This window comes from Paraneptunicella aestuarii, from assembly GCF_019900845.1.
GTDB classification, from domain to species: Bacteria; Pseudomonadota; Gammaproteobacteria; order Enterobacterales; family Alteromonadaceae; genus Paraneptunicella; species Paraneptunicella aestuarii.
Genome location: NZ_CP074570.1, coordinates 4,087,897 through 4,109,404, shown reverse-complemented (window position 1 = coordinate 4,109,404; position 21,508 = coordinate 4,087,897). Strand labels below are relative to the sequence as shown.

Here is a 21,508-nt window from a genome sequence, read left to right as displayed (position 1 = left end):
CTCTGATCCGTTGAGTCTCAACCAAGAACAACCAATAGAAAAGTGCGCTATGGATTTCCTGAATAAAGTCAGAGAATTACAAACTCAAGTTCCGCAATCAGTGAGCGTTGCCTCGGGCAAACTTGTACGTGGAGTGGGCTTGACGCTCGAAGCGGTAGGCTGCCAACTGCCTGTTGGTAGTCAATGTCTGGTTCAAACTATTGACGGTGAAATTGAAGCTGAAGTGGTCGGTTTCGCTGAATCCATTACCTATCTCATGCCTACCGAAGCGGTAAAAGGTATTGTTCCTGGTTCTCGGGTAATGCCGCTAAGTCGTCAGGAAGGCATCCCTGTAGGTATGGAGTTGTTAGGCCGTGTTGTTGACGGTAACGGTCAACCTTTAGATGGCTTGGGCGCTATTAAAACAAACAAACGCGTTCCTCTTACCCGTCCTCCCATGAATCCCCTTATTCGTAAACCAATAAAGCAACCTCTGGATGTTGGTGTGCGCGCTATTAATTCCATGATCACGGTGGGTGTAGGCCAACGTATGGGCTTGTTTGCCGGTAGTGGTGTGGGTAAGAGCGTGCTACTTGGCATGATGACCCGAGGTACAACGGCGGATGTTGTAGTTGTGGGTCTGGTTGGCGAACGTGGTCGAGAGGTTAAGGAATTCATTCAGGATATCTTGGGCGAGGAAGAACGTCAGAAATCTGTCGTTGTCGCTGCACCCGCAGATACTTCTCCTTTAATGCGCTTAAAAGGTTGCGAAACGGCGGTGAGCATTGCCGAGTATTTTCGTGATCAAGGCATGAATGTACTGTTACTTATTGATTCGTTGACACGTTATGCCATGGCACAGCGTGAAATTGCACTGGCTGTCGGTGAGCCTCCAGCGACCAAGGGCTATCCGCCTTCGGTTTTTGCCCGTTTACCTGCATTGGTTGAACGTGCTGGAAATGGCGCTGAGAATCAGGGCTCGATTACCGCATTTTATACCGTGCTAACAGAAGGCGATGACCTTCAAGATCCTATTGCTGATTCTGCCAGGGCGATTCTGGACGGGCATATTGTTTTAGCGCGTTCATTGGCTGATTCAGGCCATTTTCCTGCCATTGATGTAGAAGCATCAATTAGCCGTGTTATGCCAATGGTGGTGAGTGATCAGCATATGGATACTGCCAGAGCATTAAAGCAGGTGTATTCCACGTATCAGCAAAATAGAGACTTAATCAGTATTGGAGCTTATTCCAAGGGAACGGATCCTCGAATTGACCTGGCTATAAAGGCCGAACCAATCATTAATAAATTCCTGCAACAAAAAATGAAAGAGATTATTCCTTACGATGAAAGTTTGCAGGAAATGGTTAAGTTGACTCAGGCAATGCGCCAGGGAGGCTAGGTTATGGCAAAAGCTCAACTTGTTATGCTGGCTCAATGGGAGCAGGAAAAAGAAGACAAAGCGGCGATGGATTACCAAAAGGCAATGCTGTTTGTGAATCAAAACCGCACCAAGTTGCAAGGACTGGAAAATTATCGCTTGGAGTATTTTCGTCAAATCCAGAAAAAAGGCAGGGAAACAGGACTGGAAGCCAGGTCTTTTAATCAGCATCAAGGTTTTATTAGCAAATTGGATCGCGCCTGTGAGCAACAAAGACAGGTTATTCACAACGCGGTACTGGCTGCTGAGCAACGGAAAAGTCTGTGGTTAAAGCAACAACAAAAGCGTAAAGCGATAGAAATGTTGCTGGATAAAAAGAAACAGATTGCGATGGCGAAAGAAGCTCGGATTGAACAGGCAATGATGGATGAGATTGCACTACAGAAATTTATACGTAAGGCCCGATAAGCGACGTTAGAAGACAACAATAATGAAGTTATTTGTTGCTATTGTTCAAAATTGGAACAGTTTTTGCTGAGCTTTTGTATTGAAGCTGTAATTAGGCAATAACCATTGCCTGTTAGGCTGAAATCATCCGGTTTTATTGCCGGAATGATGAAGGCTAAAGTTAAAAATATAATAATATTAATGAGTTAGCTCGTTAATCGAATTAGGAATTAAATGAGGATTGCGACCAATGATGCAACAACTTGCCGCTAAAAAGACAGACATTGCCTCAAATGTTCAAATAGGTATTGCTTCTGGGAGCTCCGAACAACCATCATATTCCGGGAAAGGCCAAGACTTTGCTTCTATGTTGGAGCGTAGTCATGCAGCAGAGAAGACAACGCCTCCCCCTGCCTACAAGAATAGTAATAGCACCAAAAGCGTTCAGGGTTCTGAAAAGGCTTCCAATTCGGTAGAAAATACGGCAGCTACTCAACAGTCAGCCAAACAGACAGAGCAATCTGAAGCCGTTGCCCAGCAAAAGAATGCTAATGATCCTGGTGATTCGGTTGCTAAGAAAGAAGCGACAACCGATGAGCAAGCATCAACATCACAAGATCAACAAGATTCAGTAAAAGCGGAAGGTGAGTCTGCCCAGAATGACTCTGCTGAAGGACAACAGGATAATGCGCAGCAATCTGCTGAGCCTGACGAAGCGCAAAGCGAATTGGTACAAGAAGCAGCAACGCATTTTGATTGGTTGGCTATGCTCGACAAGTTACACGGTCAGGGATCCGACAAAGCGGAGTTGGAAAGTGATGGTGTTAAGGCTGATGTGGCTGTTGAAACCGATATGCAGGGTGAGCTGGATAAATTATTGAATGGTCAATTTGATGCAGTTCAAAGCGATGCGCTGAAAGAAGGTGTTTCTGATATTGAATTGATTACTGACATGCCCACAGATGAACAAAGTATCAGCAATGAGTCATTGCAAGAGATTCTGGCAATGATTGATTCACTGTCACAGAAAGACGACGTATCTGAAGAAGAGTTGCTGCAGCTGGATGCTATGATCGATCAGTTTTTGACACAAAATCCTGAGTTGCAGGATTCACCATTGAAAGAATTAACTGGCAAGGACTGGTTACAGATAGATTCCAAATTTTTGACACATTTGATGAGCAATGTGGCAGGTGAGCAGACAGTACAAGCGGACGCTGAAATTAAAACCGATGATCCTCTGCTAGATAAATTAGTCAATGCAGATCCGACACAGTTGCAAAAAGCCGCAGAGCATATTGCAAATCAGGTACTGCCTAAGGAATCAGTATCTGCTGAGGTGAAAGAAACCTTTGTCGATAAGCTTAAGGCGGGGGTTGAAGAGTTGAAGTCTCAAGCACAGCAAGGGCAGCAATCAGGCAATGATTTAGGGCAAGTGGTGAAAGATGCTGTGGCGGCCGCGACAGGGGATAACTCATCAGCAGCGATGGATCAGGCGAAATTACAGCAAGTCCTTGCTAGCACTAACAGCACGATGGATATGGCTGCTCAGTTAGTCGATCAGAAAGCAGGAAATGCGGAAATGGCTAAGTCGGTTTCGGCTGCTAATGCCAAAGAGGCGAATGTGGCTCAGTTGGAAAGTGCTCGTCAACAGGCCGCTAATCAGATGGATAGAACGGTTAACATTCATAAACCTGATGCTCCCCAGAACCTGGCTGACAAAGTGCAGTTGATGGTTAATCAGAAGAATATGACAGCCGATATTCGCTTGGATCCACCGGATTTAGGCACCATGAAGATCAAGGTAAATATGTCGGGTGAAGCTGCAACGGTTAACTTTGTGGTTCAGACTCAACAAGCCCGAGAAGCGTTGGAGCATGCTGCACCAAGATTAAAAGAGTTATTGGACGAGCAGGGTATTCAATTGGGACAGTCTTCTGTTGAGCAAGAATCTAAACAGCAGGATGCTGAAAATGCAAATGGACAGTTTGCTGGTGGCTCAGGCGGCTCAGGCAATGAAGTGGAAGAAGAGTTTGTTGAACAACAAACCGTGCGGATGGTTAATGGCTCGGTAAATGGCATTGATTATTTTGCCTGATGAAATGAGCGTCAAATTTGTGAACTGTTGCTTTGTTTCAGATGAAAAGTAACAAGATTGATTGAGGAACGCCTACAATTCATAATGAAAAGGGATAATTATGAAGAGTGGAATTATTGCTTGGCGAGGTTAGTCTAAACAGCAATAATGCTACACCCGAGACAAGAATTTGTGGGCTGTTGCTTAAGTTTTAGCTGGTTTTTGATGCCCATACAGTTGTTGAGTTAAGTTAATAGCTAGCGAGATAAGCATGGCAGATGAAGAATTAGAAATGGAAGACGGTGGTGGCAAGAAGAACAAGATGATGTTGATCATCATTATTGTTGCTGTTCTTGTTGTTGCTGGTGGTGGTGCATTTTTCTTTTTAGGTGGTAGTGAACCTGTACCTGAGGCAATGCCTCAAAATGCTGGGCAAGGTGGGGCTGTCCCAGGTGCTCAGGGGGCGAATGTTGGCACTGCGCTTTATGTTGCAATGCCACGACCATTTATCTTTAACGTGCCCGGCGCAGGTAGAGATAGGTTGGTACAGATTAAAGTACAATTGATGGTTAGAGGTTCGGATAACGAAGAACTGGCCAAAATGCATATTCCAATGATCGAGGGTACATTGCTGCGAGTGTTTAGCACTTCCAGTGCTGATGACCTGGTAACTGAAGTTGGTAAAGTGGCAATGCGTGATCAGTCTTTGCGTGAAGTGCAAAAGGCGATGCAGGAAATTGCCAGTAAAGATGTCGTTGAGAATGTACTGTTTACTGGTTTTGTTATGCAGTAACAGAGAATAGAGGCGCAACGTGAGCGATTTACTTTCACAAGACGAAATTGATGCCCTGCTCCATGGGGTCGATGAGGTCGATGAAGAGGATATCGACGAGTCGGAGTCGAGTTCTTCGGCACTGGAATATGATTTCTCTTCTCAAGACCGTATCGTGCGTGGGCGAATGCCTACCCTGGAGATGGTCAACGAACGTTTTGCTCGTCATATGCGGGTGAGTCTGTTCAATATGATGCGCCGTTCTGCTGAGGTGTCGATTAACGGCATCCAGATGATTAAATTCGGTGAATACATTCATACGCTTTTTGTTCCAACCAGTTTAAACATGGTGAGATTCAGACCTCTCAAAGGTACAGGACTAATCACCATGGAGGCGCGTTTGGTGTTTATTCTGGTGGATAACTTCTTTGGTGGTGATGGACGTTATCACGCCAAGATTGAAGGCCGTGAATTTACGCCAACGGAACGCCGTATTATTCAGATGCTACTCAAGATTATCTTTGAGGATTACAAAGAAGCTTGGGGACCGGTCATGGATGTCTCTTTTGAGTATCTTGACTCGGAAGTTAACCCGGCAATGGCTAACATTGTTAACCCGACAGAAGTTGTGGTTATCAGTTCGTTCCATATTGAGTTGGATGGTGGCGGTGGTGACTTCCACGTTGCCTTACCTTATTCCATGTTGGAGCCTATTCGGGAATTGTTGGATGCGGGTGTTCAAAGTGACAAGGAAGATACAGACTTACGCTGGAGCCGAGCGCTACGTGACGAAATTCTGGATGTTCAGGTTGAACTGAGTACGCACATGATGGATATCCGTATGCCGTTGGGTAAAGTGATGGATCTCAAAGATGGCGATATTATCCCCATCGAAATGCCGGAATTTATTACAGTGCTGATAGAAGGACTACCCACATTCAGAAGTAAGTTGGGACGTTCCAGAGAATATCTGGCATTGAAGATTGAAGAGAAGATCCCGAGACCTGTTTCGGTGAAATCTCAGCTGCACCTGTTAACCAAAGGTGGGCGCAGAATAGACAGTGATGCTGAATTACATATCCTGGAAGAGGATTTGTAATGGAAAAACATGAGGTGATGTATGAGTACTGAAGACGACGGTATGGACGATTGGGCAGCCGCAATGGCAGAACAGGCTGAAGCGGAAGCAGATGAAGGCTCATCATCTGGATATGATGCGGATGATGCCGATTTGCTGGGTGCTAGACCTGCCGAGTTGGATGAATTGGAAGACGACAGTCATCTGAGCGGCGATGAAAAACGTAAACTTGATACAATTCTTGATATTCCTGTTACCATCTCTATGGAAGTGGGCAGGAGTTTGATTAGCATCCGTAATTTGCTGCAATTGAACCAGGGTTCAGTTGTGGAGCTTGACCGCGTTGCTGGTGAACCATTAGATGTGTTAGTAAATGGCACGTTGATTGCTCATGGGGAAGTAGTTGTGGTCAACGATAAATTTGGTATTCGGTTAACGGATGTTATTAGTCAAATCGAAAGAATTAAAAAGCTCAAGTAAAATCAATAAGATACTGAGAGGTCTATGCTGTATAGCGCCTCTCGTTCTCCTTCCATTCGCCACTTTGGCACAAGAAAAATCCTCAGAAACTATCGGTTCAGCCAGCACTTGGGTGTCAGTCTTTATGTCACTGGTACTGGTTATTGGCGTGGTTTTGATGTTGGGTTATCTCATGCGTCGGTTTAACGTCACTCAAACCGGAAGTTCTCAAATGCAGGTGGTCGCTTCCATGATGACCGGGGCTCGAGAGCGAATTGTGGTGATACAAGTGGGAGATGAGCAACATTTGATTGGTATAACGGCACACAATATCAATCACCTAACCAAGTTGGAAACACCAATACAACCTGATAATCCGGGAGCGAAGTTCAAATCCAGATTTAATCAACTGCTCCAGAAGCAGGCTCAATCAGGTAGAGAGGATTAATATGAATATGCGTTCAGTGTTATTAATGTTCACGGCTATCATTTTGGTTGCTATGCCGGATTGGGCTTGGGCTAATACCGGGATAAAGGCGCTTACTGTGACGACAAATCCTGATGGAACTCAGGATTACACCATGTCACTGCAGGCGCTGTTTATCATGACGGCCTTGGGATTGATTCCTGCCTTTGTGATCATGATGACATCGTTCACCCGAATTATCGTTGTTATGTCGATATTGCGTCAGGCCATCGGCTTACAACAGGCACCTTCGAACCAGATTATTATTGGGGTCAGCCTGTTTTTAAGTATGTTCATCATGGCACCTGTATTTGACAAAATGAATGAAAATGCGCTTCAACCTTACTTGAACGAAACTATTTCGGCTAAGGAAGCATTTGAACAGGCCAAGTTGCCTCTTCGCGCCTTTATGATGTCTCAAACCCGTATCAAGGATTTAGAAACTTTTGTCGAGATTGGGGGCTATCAGGATCAGGTGGAAGATACCGATGATGTTCCCATGACGGTATTGATTCCGGCGTTTGTCACCAGTGAATTGAAAACAGCGTTCCAGATTGGTTTTATGCTGTTTATTCCATTTTTGATTCTGGATTTGGTTGTTGCTTCCGTTTTAATGGCAATGGGGATGATGATGTTGTCGCCAATGATAGTGTCACTTCCTTTTAAGCTGATGTTATTCGTACTGGTCGATGGCTGGAACCTGATATTTGGAACCTTAGCAACCAGTTTCGGAATGTGAGGGCTATGTTATGAGTCCAGAGGTCTTTGTCGAAATTCTGCAAGAATCACTCTCTATGGTGATAGTGCTGGTTTCCGCCATCATTGTCCCCAGTATGTTGGTGGGGTTGATTGTGGCTGTGTTTCAGGCTGCCACATCTATTAACGAACAAACCATTAACTTCTTGCCTCGTCTGATTGTCACTTTATTGGCACTGATGTGGGGAGGGCATTGGCTGGTGCAAAAAGTCATGGACTTTACTATCGGTATGGTTGAAAGAATTCCTCAGGTAGTTGGGTAATTCGACATGGATTTTGCGCTAAATACCATTAACCAGTTTTTGGCTGATTTGCTGCTGCCTTTTATGAGGATATCGGGCATGTTTGGCGCCATGATTGGTATTAGTGCTAAAACCATTCCGCCTCCTGTCAGAGCTTTATTTACTTTTGTTTTGACTTTGATGATTATGCCGGTTATCGATCCTGTGCCTGTGAAAGATTTAGTGAATGTTGGCACGTTTGTTTTGGTCGTTCAGCAACTGATTATCGGTATTGCCATTGGCTTTATCTCTACCATGGTCTTGAATACCTTTGTTTTGGCAGGACAAGTGGTTGCTATGCAGACAGGTTTGGGATTTGCGTCAATTGTGGATCCTGTAAACGGCATTAACGTTCCTGCGGTTGGTCAGTTCTATCTGATTTTAGCAACCTTGCTGTTTTGGGCGTTTGATGGTCACTTGACCATGATACGAATGATTGTTGCCAGCCTGGATGCATTCCCGGTTGCAAGTGGTTGGTGGACGCCGGATCAATTGCGCAGTATTGCAGAGTGGGGGGCGTGGATGTTTGTTTCTGCCCTGACAATTTCTCTTGCGCCTATAGTGTCTTTGTTGATTATTAACCTGGCATTTGGGGTAATGACGAAGGCTGCGCCACAACTGAATATTTTTACCATCGGTTTTTCTATCGCTCAAATTACCGGCCTGATCATTATTCTGGTGAATTTAAGTAACTTTACCGATCACTTTGAGATGCAGTGGGAAAGAGCTCAACTGTTAATGTGTAACCTTTTACGGGTCTGTACCTAGAGGAGTGGCTTAATGGCTGATACACATGATAAAACGGAGGAACCCACATCCAAGCGGTTAGAGGATGCGCGAAATAAGGGGCAAATTGCTCGCTCTCGCGAGCTGTCTACCGCATTGGTTCTGCTATTTAGTGCCATTACGCTTTTTATTTTAGGGCGGGATATCGGTATTGCCATGTATCGGATAATGGAGCGCATGTTTACGTTATCCAAGGATGAAACCTATGATTACAATCATATGTTTCAGGCGTGGGGATATGCTTTTTCTGAAATAGCGATACCTGTTATCAGTTATTTGTTGATTGTTGCCATTGCGGGTTTTTATGGAAGTATCGCGCTGGGCGGATACAACTGGAGCTGGCAATCAGCACAGCCCAAAATGAGTAAGTTGAACCCTATCAATGGCCTTAAACGCATGTTTGGCCCAAACGGCTTGGTTGAGTTGCTCAAGGCCATTGCCAAGTTTGTGATTGTGGCTTGTATTACGTATATGGTTTTGAGCTTCTTTCAAGATGAAGCGCTACATTTGGATATGGAGCTTTATCCTCGAAATATCTATCACGCATTAGAATTAATTGGTTGGAGCTTTATTATCATTTGTTGCGCCATGCTTCCTATTGCTGCTTTTGATGCCCCATATCAAAAATACAAGCATCATGAAGAAATGAAAATGACCAAACAGGAAGTTAAGGACGAGCGTAAAAATGCTGAAGGTGATCCGTTAGTTAAAAGCCGTATTCGTAGGTTGCAATTTCAGGCTGCGGCTCGTCGTATGATGCAGGAAGTGCCTAAAGCTGATGTTATTGTAACCAACCCGACGCACTATTCTGTGGCCATAAAATATGAAGACAATGGTAATCGAGCGCCAGTAGTGGTTGCCAAAGGTGTCGACGAATTGGCAATGCATATTCGGAAAATTGCCGATGCTCATCAAGTGCCTATTATTCAGTCTCCCATGTTGGCTCGTTCCATTTATTACACAACCGAAGTGGATGAGGAAATTCCTGAGAAGCTGTTTATGGCTGTTGCACAGGTATTGGCTTATGTCTTCCAGTTGAAGAAATTCAAGAAAGGAAGAGGGCGTCGACCCAAGCCTTTGTCGAAAGATCTTCCTATACCGCCAGAATTACGTCACTAATTTGCGCGAGTGCGTTTATTACATTAAAACGATATTAATTACATGCACATTGTGCCTGACTAATATTTCTTCACGCCTTATCTGATAAGCCTTTGGAGTTGTGTATTTAATTGATATCTGGAATTGGCAAGTAAATTGCTTTAACCAGACACTTGTCAATTTTTGTTAAGCACAACCTCTATGCAACTGGCTAATTACCTAAATAGAATTGATCCAAACCAGGTTAAGCAGATTACTCAGGGATTGGGTGCGCCGATTGTTCTTCTGGCGATCATGGGAATGGTTATCTTACCCATGCCAGCATTCCTGCTGGATATCCTGTTTAGTTTCAATATCGCGCTGTCTCTGGTCGTAATTTTGGTTTCTGTTTTTACCAAGAAGCCGGTCGAGTTTGGCTTATTCCCATTTATTCTGCTAATTGCAACGGTATTGAGATTGGCGCTGAATATCGCCTCTACCCGTGTTGTATTACTGGAAGGCCATGAAGGTGGTGATGCGGCTGGTAAAGTTATCCAAGCGTTCGGTGAGGTTGTTATTGGTGGTAACTTCGCTGTTGGTATTGTTGTATTTGCCATTTTGTTGATCATCAACTTTAAGGTTGTTACTGCTGGTGCGGGACGTATTTCAGAGGTGAGTGCACGTTTCACATTGGACGCCATGCCTGGTAAGCAGATGGCCATTGATGCCGATTTGAATGCTGGTTTTATTGATTCTGATGAAGCGCGTAAGCGTCGTGAAGAAATAACCGCAGAAGCGGATTTTTACGGTTCGATGGACGGTGCGTCAAAATTCGTAAAAGGTGATGCTGTCGCAGGTTTGTTCATTATGTTGATCAACGTAGTTGGCGGCCTGTTCATCGGCATGATCCAGCATGGTTTGGCATTTTCTGACGCGATTGAAATTTATACCTTGCTAACTATTGGTGACGGCTTGGTTGCACAAATCCCTTCACTATTATTGTCTGTTGCTACTGCGATTATCGTAACGCGTGAGAATGACACCCAGGAAATGGGTTCGGTCATGAAAGAGCAATTAGGTAATGAGCGTGCTTTATGGGTAACGGCAGGTATTTTGTTTGTGATGGGTATTGTACCGGGTATGCCTCATTTGGCGTTCCTTGGTTTTAGTGCTTTGGTTGCTGGTTATGCTTACTGGGATAAAAAGCAGGCTGCGAAAGCGGCAGCTGCTCCTGCTGTGACTGATAACTTACCTGAGAAATCTCATAAACCGGTTGAAGTAAAAGAGCTTAGCTGGGATGACGTACAACAGGTTGACACCATTGGTTTGGAAGTGGGCTATCGTTTAATTCCATTAGTCGATAAAGCGCAAGGTGGTGAATTGCTGCAACGTATTAAAGGCGTACGTAAGAAATTGTCGCAAGAGCTGGGCTTCCTTATTCCACCTGTACATATTCGCGATAACCTGGATTTAACCCCGAATACTTACAACATCTCTATGATGGGTGTTAGCGTAGGTGAAGCGGAAATTAGCCATGATGACGAGTTGGCGATTAATCCGGGACAAGTTTTTGGTAAGCTGGATGGCACACCGACTCATGATCCTGCCTTTGGATTGGATGCTGTCTGGATCCGTCCTGAGCAACGCGAACATGCTCAAACATTGGGTTATACCGTTGTGGATGCGGCTACTGTTGTGGCTACGCATTTAAGCCAGTTGTTAACGAATAACGCTTATCAGTTGTTGGGTTATGAAGAAGTACAGCAATTGTTGGATATGCTGGCCAAGAGCAATCCGAAACTGGTTGAAGGTTTAGTGCCTGACATTCTTCCTCTAAGTACCGTAGTGCGCGTATTGCAAACGCTATTGTATGAAGGTGTTCCGATCCGTGATTTACGTACCATTATTCAAACCTTGTCCGAGTATGGGCCTAAGAGCCAAGACCCTGATGTATTGGTGTCTGCAGTCCGTATCGCCCTGAAACGTTTGATTCTTCAAGAGGTTAATGGCGGCAATAAAGAGATACCTGTCATTACTTTGGCTCCAGAGTTGGAACAGATGTTGCATCAGTCGTTGCAAGCTGGGGGAGAAGATGGCGCTGGCATCGAACCTGGATTAGCTGAAAGGCTCCAGAGCTCAATATCAGAGGCTTCACAGCAACAAGAGCTAGAAGGTGAGCCTGCCATATTATTGACATCGGGCATGTTACGTCCGGTTCTCTCCCGATTCTTGAAACATAGTATCTCTGGATTGCATGTGTTGTCGTATCAAGAAGTTCCTGACGACAAGCAAATTAAGATTGTCAGCTCTATTGGGCAATAAGCTGACCAAAGTACGAAGGTGACGTATGAAAATTAGACGCTTTTATGGTAAAGACATGCGCGACGCTCTAAATCAGGTAAAAGAAGAGCTAGGTGGCGACGCCGTTATCATGTCAAATAAAAAAGTGGGTGATGGTATTGAGATTGTCGCAGCTTACGACAAAGAGCCAGCGCCAAAAATGGGTACGCCTAAGCCAGTTGCGTCTAATCCTATTCCTGAATTGGCTAAAGCGCCTGTCGCTCCTAAAGGAAAGCGTTCGCCTACATTAAGTGAAGTCATTGGCGAATCGGGCTCCGATAGTTTGAAAGCCTTGTTGGAAAAGCAATATAAAGCAACAGGCACTCAATCTGCTGATGCTGAAGTGCCTGAATTGAGAAATCAACGTGCTCCCTATCAGCCAGCAGCTGCAGCGAAAATGTCGGTAGCCACATCGAAAGAACCTGCAAGTAACGTCACGGCGATGTCTGCCCATACTAAACGTGATTTGCCACAAGAGCCTGTTAGCAACAGTGCGATGGATGATATTCGCCAGGAATTAAAATCTTTAAGAGATGTCTTGGAATTTCAGGTATCTGGTCTTATTAATCAGGAAAAGAAGCGTAGTCATCCTTTACAAGCCTATTTAACCTCTCGCTTGTTAGACATGGGAATTAACCGTGACTTGGCGGAAGAGGTTGTGTCCTATGCGCCTGAGAATTGTGATGAGCGTGAAGCCTGGTTGTTTATTCTTAAATTATTGGCTAACCGCTTGAAAACAGGCTCTAACGATATCCTTGAAAAAGGAGGTGTTGTTGCTTTGGTTGGCCCTACCGGTTGCGGTAAGACAACAACAATTGCGAAATTAGCTGCACAATTCGCACAAAAACATGGCGCAGATCAAGTGGCTATGGTAACAATTGACAGTTATCGTATTGCGGCATATGACCAACTGGCAACTTACGGCAAAATTCTGGGGTGTCCGGTTAAAAAAGCATCAAACGCACAAGAGTTATCAGATGTTTTGTATCAATTCCGTAATAAGAGATTAGTATTAATAGATACTGCAGGGTTTGGTCAAAGAGACACCAGATTAATCAAACAGTTAGAAGCATTGAGCAGTAAAACAAATGCTGATATTAATATGTATCTGGTGGTTCAGGCGAATACTCAAAGGCAAGTGCTTGAACAAACTTTTACAGCTTTTCAGCAAGATATGATGAAAGGTTGTATATTTACAAAGTTGGATGAATGTTACAGCCTTGGTGAAGCAGTAAGTGTTGCTATTCAGAAGCGGGTACCTGTGAGTTACCTGACTGATGGGCAGCGGGTTCCGGAAGATTTGAAGTTGGCAGAAGCAAAATATTTGGTATCGGCAGCAGCAAAGCTTTATAAAAAATACTGTTTACCGCATACTACGGCAGAACAATTTAAACAATCAGCAGTCGCAGTATGATCGAGGATCAAGCAAGCAGTTTGAGAAAAATGAACCAGCCTAGCTTAACTAAAGTTATTGCCGTTACAGGCGGAAAAGGGGGTGTTGGTAAAACTAACATTACCTTGAATACTGCTATTTCAATGGCTAAATTAGGTAAACGCGTATTGGTGTTAGATGCCGATTTGGGCTTAGCCAATGTCGATGTTATGCTGGGATTGCGTGTAGTGAAAAATCTTTCGCATGTTTTGTCTGGTGAATGTACTCTGGACGAAATTCTTGTAGAAGGCCCTCACGGAATTAAAATTGCGCCAGCAACGTCAGGTACACAGTCTATGACTGAATTGACGCCCGCAGAACATGCTGGCTTAATAAGGGCGTTTAGTGAATTACGTACACCTGTTGATGTACTTATTGTTGATACAGCGGCGGGTATTTCCGGCATGGTATTAAGCTTTGCCCGGGCATCGCAGGATGTGTTGGTTGTTGTTTGTAATGAACCAACATCCTTAACCGATGCATATGCATTAATGAAGTTATTAAATCGTGACCATGGTGTGTTTCGTTTTAAGATTGTTGCCAATATGGTGCGAAATGTACGAGAAGGTCAGGAGTTATTTGCTAAACTATCCAAAGTAACAAACCGATTTTTGGATGTGGCTCTGGAATTAGTTGCGACCATTCCTTATGATGAAAATATTCGCAAGGCGGTACGTAAGCAAAAAGCTATAGTGGAAGCGTTTCCCAATTCGCCAGCTTCTGTGGCAGTTATGAATTTGGCCAGAACAGCATTGACTTGGCCGATTCCTGCACAACCAGGAGGTCATTTGGAGTTTTTCCTGGAACAGTTGGTGAAACAACAGGCGGTAAGTGACCAAGCGTGAATAACAAAGCAGCGGCGTATCAACAATTAGATAATAAGCAGCAATTGGTCGAGCAACACGCACCATTAGTAAAGCGTATTGCTCACCATTTGATGGCTCGATTGCCAGCCAGTGTTCTTGTTGAAGACTTAATTCAGGCCGGCATGATTGGCTTATTGGAAGCTGCGCGTAACTTCGATGGAAGTAAAGGCGCCAGCTTTGAAACTTTCGCCGGGATACGAATTCGAGGCGCTATGCTTGATGATATTCGTAAAGGTGATTGGACACCTCGTTCCGTTCATAAAAATGGACGTGCCATAGCTGAAGCCATTCATGCTGTTGAGCGCGAAACCGGAGGCGATGCAAAAGATACTGATATCGCCGAGAAAATGGGCGTATCATTAGATGAATATCACCAAATGCTGCATGAAGTAAATTCAGGCAAAATGGTGGGAATTGAAGATTTGGGTGTCACGGAAGATGTATTAACAACGGAAAATAATAAAGGTAGTGATCGCCCTCTGGATGATTTAATGCAGGGGGAGTTCCAGAAGGCATTGGCAAATGCCATTACAACCTTGCCAGAGCGTGAAGCGATAGTACTTTCTTTGTATTATGACGAGGAACTGAACCTCAGAGAGATTGGTGAAGTATTGGAAGTCAGTGAATCTCGAGTCAGTCAAATACATAGTCAGGCAATGCTTAGACTTAAATCTCGTATGCAGGCTTGGCAAGCAGAATAAATAAGTACAATAATAGCTGTTGGTCTGGTCCTTTTTGGAGGCGGTTTTGGATAAAAATATGAAAATTCTTGTTGTTGACGACTTTTCGACAATGAGACGTATCATTAAAAACTTATTAAAAGACTTGGGTTTCACCAATGTGCAAGAAGCAGACGATGGAAGCACTGCTCTGCCGATGTTACAACAAGGCGATTTTGACTTTGTGGTAACAGATTGGAACATGCCTGGTATGCAAGGAATTGATTTGCTTCGTGCAATCAGAGCTGATGATAATTTGAAACATACTCCTGTTTTAATGGTGACAGCAGAAGCTAAGAAAGAACAGATTGTTGCAGCGGCTCAGGCTGGCGTGAATGGCTACGTTGTTAAACCATTTACAGCTGCGACCTTGAAAGAAAAGCTTGACAAAATTTTTGAGCGCTTGGGTTAGTTCCGGCTGAACCTGCAATACAGAGGTGAAGTCTTATGAGCTCCGCTACAAATGCACCTATGTCGTTAGACGACGCCAAACAATTAGTTGAGTTTTTGGAAGCTGGCGACAACGATGCCGCCACCGCCTTGTTGGAAGCGACTAAAATTCAGGATTCCATGGAATTGTTTGCGGAAGTCGGAAAATTGACACGCCAGTTGCACGATTCATTGAATAGTTTCAACATTGATTCTCGAATTGCTGACTTGGCGACAGAAGACATTCCCGATGCTCAGTCTCGTCTAAACTATGTTATTGAAACTACCGAGCAGGCAGCGAACCAAACCATGGATGCTGTTGAAAGTAGTATGCCCATTGCCGAGAAAATGTGCGCTGATATTAATGGTATTCTTCCCCAATGGAAGAAACTCATGTCTCGCCAATTGGAATTGGGTGAATTTAAAGCATTATGCCATAGTGTTGATAAGTTTCTGGAAGAGTCCAGTAATGACTCTTCCCAATTAACAGGCTTGCTAACTGAAGTGTTGATGGCTCAAGGCTATCAGGACTTAACCGGTCAGGTCATTCGCCGAGTTATTGAGTTGGTGAAGGAAGTTGAAGACAGCCTGGTTAACGTATTAAAAGTGTTCGGTGAGCCAGAGGTGAGTGAAACCTCTAAAAAAGAAAAGAGAGAGAAAGCAGCCCAATCTCCTGAAGGTCCTATTATTGACGCCGAAAGCCGAGATGATGTTGTGACTGGTCAGGATGATGTTGACGATCTTCTTTCAAGCTTGGGTTTCTAGGGGGAACTGATATATGTCGTTTGACTTGGACGAGGATATCCTTCAGGACTTTTTGGTCGAGGCCGGAGAGATTCTGGAGCAACTACAAGAACAACTCGTCGATCTGGAAAATAATCCCGAAGATTCAGATTTGTTGAATGCGATATTCCGTGGCTATCACACTGTAAAAGGTGGGGCGGGTTTCTTATCGCTGACTGAACTGGTAGATGTTTGTCACGGCGCAGAGAACGTTTTTGACGTAATGCGTAATGGACAGCGCAAGCTAACTCCTGAATTAATGGATGTCATTCTGCAGGCAACAGATGTTGTTGTTGAAATGTTCCAAAGTGTCAAATCCAGAGAGCCTTTACAACCCGCGTCTCCTGAATTGTTGGAAACCCTGCATAGATTGAGTCAACCTCAAAGCAAGGATGAAGAAGTTTCTGTTGCGCCAGAGCCTGCATCATCACCTATAGTTCCTGATGTTGATGATGACGATCTGGGGCTTGATTTATTTGGTGAAGATGATGACTCTTCTGATAGTCGTGATGGCGGTATTGACGAAATTTCCGAAGATGAATTTGAGAAACTATTAGACGAACTTCATGGACCTAACGGTGCCCCAGGTAAGGATGAAGAGGCTGGTAAAAAAGGCCCTTCCCCTAAAGGTCATGTCGATGAAGATATTACCGATGACGAATTCGAAGCGTTATTGGATCAATTACATGGTAAGGGCAAGTTCGGTTCCGAGGACGATGAGGCTCCTGAGCCAGTCAAAGTTAAACCTGCTCCTGTAGCGTCTTCCACTGGTGAAGACGAAGATATTACTGACGATGAATTTGAAGCTTTACTGGATCAACTTCATGGTCAAGGTAAAGGTCCAAGTGTCACAGCACCCTCTCAGCCTAAATCTGAGAAGCCTTCTGAAACCAAGCCCAAGGATAAGCCCGCAGCTCCTAAAGCTGAGCCTGTAAAAGCGCCTGAAAGTAAGTCAGAACCTGATAAAGTGAAGGCTACTCAAAGTATCGCCGCTGCTAGTCCAGCTGCATCAGCACCTGCTACTGGACCTAAGAAGGATGACAAGAAAGGCGCCGCGCCACCTCCTCAAGCTGAAACAACGGTTCGTGTAGACACCAAGCGCCTTGACCAGATTATGAATATGGTTGGTGAGCTGGTGTTGGTGCGTAACCGCCTGTTAAGCCTAGGTATTAATATTAATGACGAGAATATGGGCAAGGCCATTGCAAACCTGGATGTAGTTACCGGGGATTTGCAAGGAGCTGTCATGAAAACTCGTATGCAACCGATCAAGAAGGTATTTGGTCGTTTCCCTCGTGTTGTTCGAGATTTGGCTCGCAGCTTGAAGAAAGAAATTGTTCTTGAGCTGGAAGGTGAAGAAACCGATTTAGATAAAAACCTGGTCGAGGCATTGGCTGATCCATTGGTTCACCTGGTGCGTAACTCTGTTGACCACGGTATTGAAATGCCCGATGAGCGTGCTGCTTCCGGTAAGCCTCGTACCGGTACTGTCAAATTGGCGGCAGCTCAGGAAGGGGATCATATATTACTAACCATTGAAGATGATGGTAAGGGTATGGATCCTGAGAAATTAAAGAGTATTGCGATTGCTCGTGGCGTCTTAGACGTAGATGCAGCCGCTCGTATGTCTGATATTGAAGCGTTCAATTTGATTTTTGCCCCCGGCTTTTCGACCAAAACCGAGATATCCGATATCTCTGGTCGAGGCGTGGGTATGGATGTTGTTAAGACCAAAATTAATCAGTTAAACGGCTCGATCAATATCCATTCTCAAATGGGAGTGGGCACCAGACTTGAAATCAAGGTTCCACTCACACTGGCTATTTTGCCAACATTGATGATTATTGTCGGTGGACAAACCTTCGCGTTGCCATTGAGTTCAGTCAATGAAATTTTGAATGTCGATTTGAGCAAAACCAATACTGTTGACGGACAGCTAACCATGATTGTTCGTTCAAAAGCGATACCGCTATTCTACTTGCGAGAATGGTTGCGCCGTAAGCCTGGCACTATTGAACGTGCCAAAGGGCATGTTGTTGTTGTTCAAATGGGTACATTGCAAGTCGGTTTCGTTGTTGATGCTCTTATTGGACAGGAAGAAGTGGTTATTAAACCGCTTGATGAACTATTACAAGGTACTCCTGGCATGGCTGGTGCGACAATTACCAGTGACGGTGGAATTGCTTTGATATTGGATATACCAAGCTTATTGAAAAGGTACGCTAAAAAAGCCCTGAAATAAGGCTTGTTGGTTTACATACCTCGCATTTCCCGGCATGAATTTGTCGGGAAATACGTATGGTTCAGGGAGCTATTTTCTTAATGGTTCCAAGTAGTTGCAGTCAGGACTGTGAATGATGTCGCTAAACAGCAAGGGAACTGTAGGAACTCATTTTTGGTTTCATTCGAAGCTGAATTGCTATCTTCAATTTAAATTGTTTCCTTTGAGTTTAGTTGACTACACTTGAGATAGGGTTATCTCTAAATCTTGTATAAGAGCTCACAGTTGGCTGATGTCAAATTCGCAGTTGGGACTAGCCGGATTGAAAGATTATTCCCGTGTTTCCCTTAAAATGAATTATTCAGATACTCACATTGTTGCGAGTACCTTTTGAAAAATAAGAGATTTGTATAATGCCTTATAAGGTGTTGGTCGTTGATGATTCCACTTTCTTTCGAAGACGAGTTCGAGAGATTTTGGAGCAGGATCCAAAGTTAGAAGTTGTCGGTGAAGCTAAAAACGGTCAAGAAGCCGTTCAGATGGTGCGGGAGCTTGATCCTGACGTCATTACTATGGATGTTGAAATGCCGATAATGGATGGAATTACGGCTGTTAAGGAAATAATGAATCAACATCCGGTTCCCATCATTATGTTTTCCTCGCTGACCTACGAAGGTGCTCAAGCTACGTTAGATGCACTTGAAGCTGGAGCTTTGGACTTTCTGCCTAAAAAGTTTGAGGACATTGCCCGAGACCGTAAAGAAGTTATTGAACTGCTGCAATCGCGTGTCAGAGCTTTAGGTTTACGCAAAGGTACTATTGGTCGATTCAGGCGAGCGCCCGAGTTGGCATTTACTCCGGGCAAGACCAAGGCAACCCGAACATTCATTCGTTCTGACAGTTTGGCTGATACAGGACGAGATATTTTTTCCAGCCGCCATAAGCGTTATCAGCTGTTAGCGATTGGTACATCGACGGGTGGCCCAGTTGCCTTACAAACTATTTTGACTGAAATTCCTGCGACTTTTTCATATCCTATTATATTAGTGCAACACATGCCGGGTACGTTCACATCGGCATTTGCTGAGCGTTTGAACCAAATGTGTCAGATTAAAGTGAAAGAAGCTGCTGATGGTGATGTATTACGCCCGGGGGTTGCTTATCTTGCTCCTGGAGGAAAACAGATGTTGGTAAAAGGGACGCCTTCCAATCCCAGAATCAGCATTACGGATTCCAACATCCATGATAGTATGACGTACAAACCCAGCGTTGACCTGACTTTCGATTCTTTAGCGGATGTTTATGGTGGAGATGTCTTGGGTATTATACTGACTGGAATGGGGGCTGATGGACGAGAAGGGTGTCGAAAATTGAAGGATAAAGGAGCCAGGATTTGGGCTCAAGATGAGCAATCCTGTGTGGTTTATGGGATGCCCCAAGCTGTCGCCAAGGCTAATATTGCTGAGCGTAGCATAGCCTTGTCTGAAATGGCTGATTCCATTAAAAGAGAGATGTAATATCTCGGAATAATATTCTTAATTTAAGGTAGAAGGCAAATTTGTGATCATTTGGGCGGTTGCTAACCAAAAAGGGGGAGTTGGTAAAACCACTACCACGGTAACTTTGGGTGGCCTGTTGGCGCAAAGAGGTAAGCGCGTATTGCTTGTGGATACTGATCCTCACGCATCACTCAGCTATTATTTCGGTATTGATTCAGAAGAACTATCCAGTAGTGTATATGATGTCTTTTTATCGGGTGATTCATTAACTAAAGACAAAGTTCTGGATTGCCTATGCCCTACCAAGCTCGATTCTTTGTTTATTTTGCCCGCCACTATGGCTCTGGCTACACTTGATAGACAGATGGGCACAAAAGGCGGTATGGGGTTGGTTCTTCGTAAAGCTTTGCTAAGTATTCAGGACGAATTTGATTATGTATTAATTGATTGTCCGCCAGTGCTTGGTGTTTTGATGGTGAATGCTCTAGCTGCCTGTAGCCGAATTTTGGTTCCGGTTCAAACAGAATTTCTAGCCTTAAAAGGTTTGGATCGCATGATGCACACACTGGTGATCATGGAAAAATCGCAGAACAAGAAGTTTAACTATACGATTGTACCCACAATGTTTGATAAGCGTACTAAAGCTGCTCTTGATGCCTATAAAAAGTTGCGTACATCTTATGGTAAGTCGGTGTGGTCAAGTGTTATTCCCGTTGATACCCGCTTTAGAGACGCAAGTCAGGCGCAGACGCCTCCATCTGTATTCGCCCCTCGCTCCAGAGGTGTTTTTGCGTACAATAGCCTTCTTAACTACATTCAATCATTAGAGCCATCGCTATGAACAACGGATCATTTGCAAATGAAGATGTGATGGAAGAATATTTGTCAGCCTTGCTGACAGATGAACCTTTTGTTAAAGATCAGGTTCAGCGTGAATCTGTTGCTCGATTGCTGGAAAAGGTTGAACCTAAAGCACCAGAACCTGTTGTGGAGATCATTGCTGAAGAAGTGATGGTTGAAGAAGTTGTAGATGTACCACCTGCAGTTGAAGTAAAAGCGCCGCGGGTGAAAATTCCAGAGGAAAAGACACCAGAGCCCGTATCGACACCTGCTTCTAGAACTATTTCTGCTCCAATAGCTGAAATATTGCCAGAACTGGAATTGCCGGAGAAAGTAGAAACATCCATTGATAGTTTGGAGATACTAAAAGGCGGTCGATTCCAGGCATTGTTCTTTGAAGTTGCTGGTTTAACTCTTGCTGTTCCTCTCATTCAGCTGGGCGGTATACATAATCTGGAAGAACCAAGCCCCTTGTTCGGAAAACCGAGCTGGTTTATGGGGATTATGTTGCATCGTGAAGAAAAATTGAATACGGTCGATACAGCAAAATGGGTAATGCCAGAAAAGTACAACGAAAAACTGGCAGAATCATTAAATTATCAATATCTTATAATGCTAGGTGAGAGCCGTTGGGGATTGACTTGTGAAACACTGATTAACACGGTTACCTTAAGTCCGGATGACGTTAAATGGCGTGAAGAAAGGGGGAAAAGACCCTGGCTTGCCGGCATGGTAAAAGAAAAGATGTGTGCTTTGCTCGATATTACCCAATTAATTGATATGCTTGATAAAGGGCTCACAAGTAACGAACAATAAAGCG

General features: G+C 44.2%; 21 protein-coding genes. All 21 read left to right on the top strand.

What is annotated here, in order from left to right; genetic code table 11:
• Nucleotides 1-49: 49 nt before the first annotated feature.
• The 21 genes from fliI (at nucleotide 50) to KIH87_RS15790 (ending at nucleotide 21,504) form a co-directional block, all read left to right on the top strand.
• A complete protein-coding gene (gene fliI, locus KIH87_RS15890; RefSeq protein ID WP_232358834.1) occupies nucleotides 50-1,381 on the top strand; it encodes a flagellar protein export ATPase FliI in 1,332 nt (443 codons plus the stop codon).
• A gap of 3 nt (nucleotides 1,382-1,384) precedes the next feature.
• Nucleotides 1,385-1,828 carry a flagellar export protein FliJ gene (gene fliJ / locus KIH87_RS15885; protein ID WP_232358833.1) on the top strand — a complete coding sequence of 148 codons (444 nt, stop codon included), beginning with the start codon at nucleotides 1,385-1,387 and terminating at the stop codon, nucleotides 1,826-1,828.
• Between the two features lie 229 nt (nucleotides 1,829-2,057).
• Nucleotides 2,058-3,905 (top strand): flagellar hook-length control protein FliK, encoded by a 1,848-nt coding sequence (locus KIH87_RS15880; RefSeq protein ID WP_232358832.1) that lies wholly within the window; start codon nucleotides 2,058-2,060, stop codon nucleotides 3,903-3,905.
• Nucleotides 3,906-4,155: 250 nt separating this feature from the next.
• Complete coding sequence (gene fliL, locus KIH87_RS15875; RefSeq protein ID WP_232358831.1) at nucleotides 4,156-4,677, top strand: flagellar basal body-associated protein FliL; 522 nt, start codon at nucleotides 4,156-4,158, stop codon at nucleotides 4,675-4,677.
• 19 nt (nucleotides 4,678-4,696) lie between these two features.
• Nucleotides 4,697-5,755, top strand: coding sequence for a flagellar motor switch protein FliM (fliM, locus tag KIH87_RS15870; RefSeq protein ID WP_232358830.1), 1,059 nt, complete (start codon nucleotides 4,697-4,699; stop codon nucleotides 5,753-5,755).
• Between the two features lie 21 nt (nucleotides 5,756-5,776).
• The gene (fliN, locus tag KIH87_RS15865; RefSeq protein WP_232358829.1) at nucleotides 5,777-6,214 is read left to right on the top strand and encodes a flagellar motor switch protein FliN; all 438 of its coding nucleotides are present in this window, start codon (nucleotides 5,777-5,779) and stop codon (nucleotides 6,212-6,214) included.
• Between the two features lie 124 nt (nucleotides 6,215-6,338).
• A complete protein-coding gene (gene fliO / locus KIH87_RS15860) occupies nucleotides 6,339-6,641 on the top strand; it encodes a flagellar biosynthetic protein FliO (RefSeq protein ID WP_232358828.1) in 303 nt (100 codons plus the stop codon).
• Nucleotides 6,642-6,666: 25 nt separating this feature from the next.
• Nucleotides 6,667-7,398, top strand: coding sequence for a flagellar type III secretion system pore protein FliP (gene fliP / locus KIH87_RS15855; RefSeq protein ID WP_408635819.1), 732 nt, complete (start codon nucleotides 6,667-6,669; stop codon nucleotides 7,396-7,398).
• A gap of 10 nt (nucleotides 7,399-7,408) precedes the next feature.
• Nucleotides 7,409-7,678, top strand: coding sequence for a flagellar biosynthesis protein FliQ (fliQ, locus tag KIH87_RS15850; protein ID WP_232358826.1), 270 nt, complete (start codon nucleotides 7,409-7,411; stop codon nucleotides 7,676-7,678).
• Nucleotides 7,679-7,684: 6 nt separating this feature from the next.
• Nucleotides 7,685-8,464 carry a flagellar biosynthetic protein FliR gene (gene fliR / locus KIH87_RS15845; RefSeq protein ID WP_232358825.1) on the top strand — a complete coding sequence of 260 codons (780 nt, stop codon included), beginning with the start codon at nucleotides 7,685-7,687 and terminating at the stop codon, nucleotides 8,462-8,464.
• Between the two features lie 12 nt (nucleotides 8,465-8,476).
• Nucleotides 8,477-9,601: a flagellar biosynthesis protein FlhB gene (gene flhB / locus KIH87_RS15840; RefSeq protein WP_232358824.1), complete on the top strand. Its 1,125-nt coding sequence runs from the start codon at nucleotides 8,477-8,479 to the stop codon at nucleotides 9,599-9,601.
• Between the two features lie 180 nt (nucleotides 9,602-9,781).
• Complete coding sequence (flhA, locus tag KIH87_RS15835) at nucleotides 9,782-11,881, top strand: flagellar biosynthesis protein FlhA (protein WP_232358823.1); 2,100 nt, start codon at nucleotides 9,782-9,784, stop codon at nucleotides 11,879-11,881.
• Nucleotides 11,882-11,906: 25 nt separating this feature from the next.
• Nucleotides 11,907-13,313, top strand: a complete 1,407-nt coding sequence (gene flhF, locus KIH87_RS15830; RefSeq protein WP_232358822.1) for a flagellar biosynthesis protein FlhF — start codon at nucleotides 11,907-11,909, stop codon at nucleotides 13,311-13,313.
• Complete coding sequence (locus tag KIH87_RS15825; RefSeq protein ID WP_232358821.1) at nucleotides 13,310-14,176, top strand: MinD/ParA family protein; 867 nt, start codon at nucleotides 13,310-13,312, stop codon at nucleotides 14,174-14,176. Before flhF ends, KIH87_RS15825 begins: the two co-directional genes overlap by 4 nt.
• Nucleotides 14,173-14,898, top strand: coding sequence for an RNA polymerase sigma factor FliA (locus KIH87_RS15820; RefSeq protein ID WP_232358820.1), 726 nt, complete (start codon nucleotides 14,173-14,175; stop codon nucleotides 14,896-14,898). The genes KIH87_RS15825 and KIH87_RS15820 overlap by 4 nt, the downstream gene beginning before the upstream one ends.
• A 46-nt stretch (nucleotides 14,899-14,944) precedes the next feature.
• Nucleotides 14,945-15,328, top strand: coding sequence for a chemotaxis response regulator CheY (cheY, locus tag KIH87_RS15815; protein WP_232358819.1), 384 nt, complete (start codon nucleotides 14,945-14,947; stop codon nucleotides 15,326-15,328).
• Nucleotides 15,329-15,363: 35 nt separating this feature from the next.
• The gene (locus KIH87_RS15810; protein ID WP_232358818.1) at nucleotides 15,364-16,110 is read left to right on the top strand and encodes a protein phosphatase CheZ; all 747 of its coding nucleotides are present in this window, start codon (nucleotides 15,364-15,366) and stop codon (nucleotides 16,108-16,110) included.
• 13 nt (nucleotides 16,111-16,123) lie between these two features.
• Entirely contained in the window at nucleotides 16,124-18,370 is a 2,247-nt protein-coding gene (locus KIH87_RS15805) for a chemotaxis protein CheA (protein WP_232358817.1), read from the top strand.
• 392 nt (nucleotides 18,371-18,762) lie between these two features.
• Complete coding sequence (locus KIH87_RS15800) at nucleotides 18,763-19,866, top strand: protein-glutamate methylesterase/protein-glutamine glutaminase (protein ID WP_232358816.1); 1,104 nt, start codon at nucleotides 18,763-18,765, stop codon at nucleotides 19,864-19,866.
• A 43-nt stretch (nucleotides 19,867-19,909) separates the two neighbouring features.
• Nucleotides 19,910-20,689, top strand: coding sequence for a ParA family protein (locus KIH87_RS15795; protein ID WP_232358815.1), 780 nt, complete (start codon nucleotides 19,910-19,912; stop codon nucleotides 20,687-20,689).
• The gene (locus tag KIH87_RS15790) at nucleotides 20,686-21,504 is read left to right on the top strand and encodes a chemotaxis protein CheW (RefSeq protein WP_232358814.1); all 819 of its coding nucleotides are present in this window, start codon (nucleotides 20,686-20,688) and stop codon (nucleotides 21,502-21,504) included. Before KIH87_RS15795 ends, KIH87_RS15790 begins: the two co-directional genes overlap by 4 nt.
• Nucleotides 21,505-21,508: the final 4 nt, after the last annotated feature.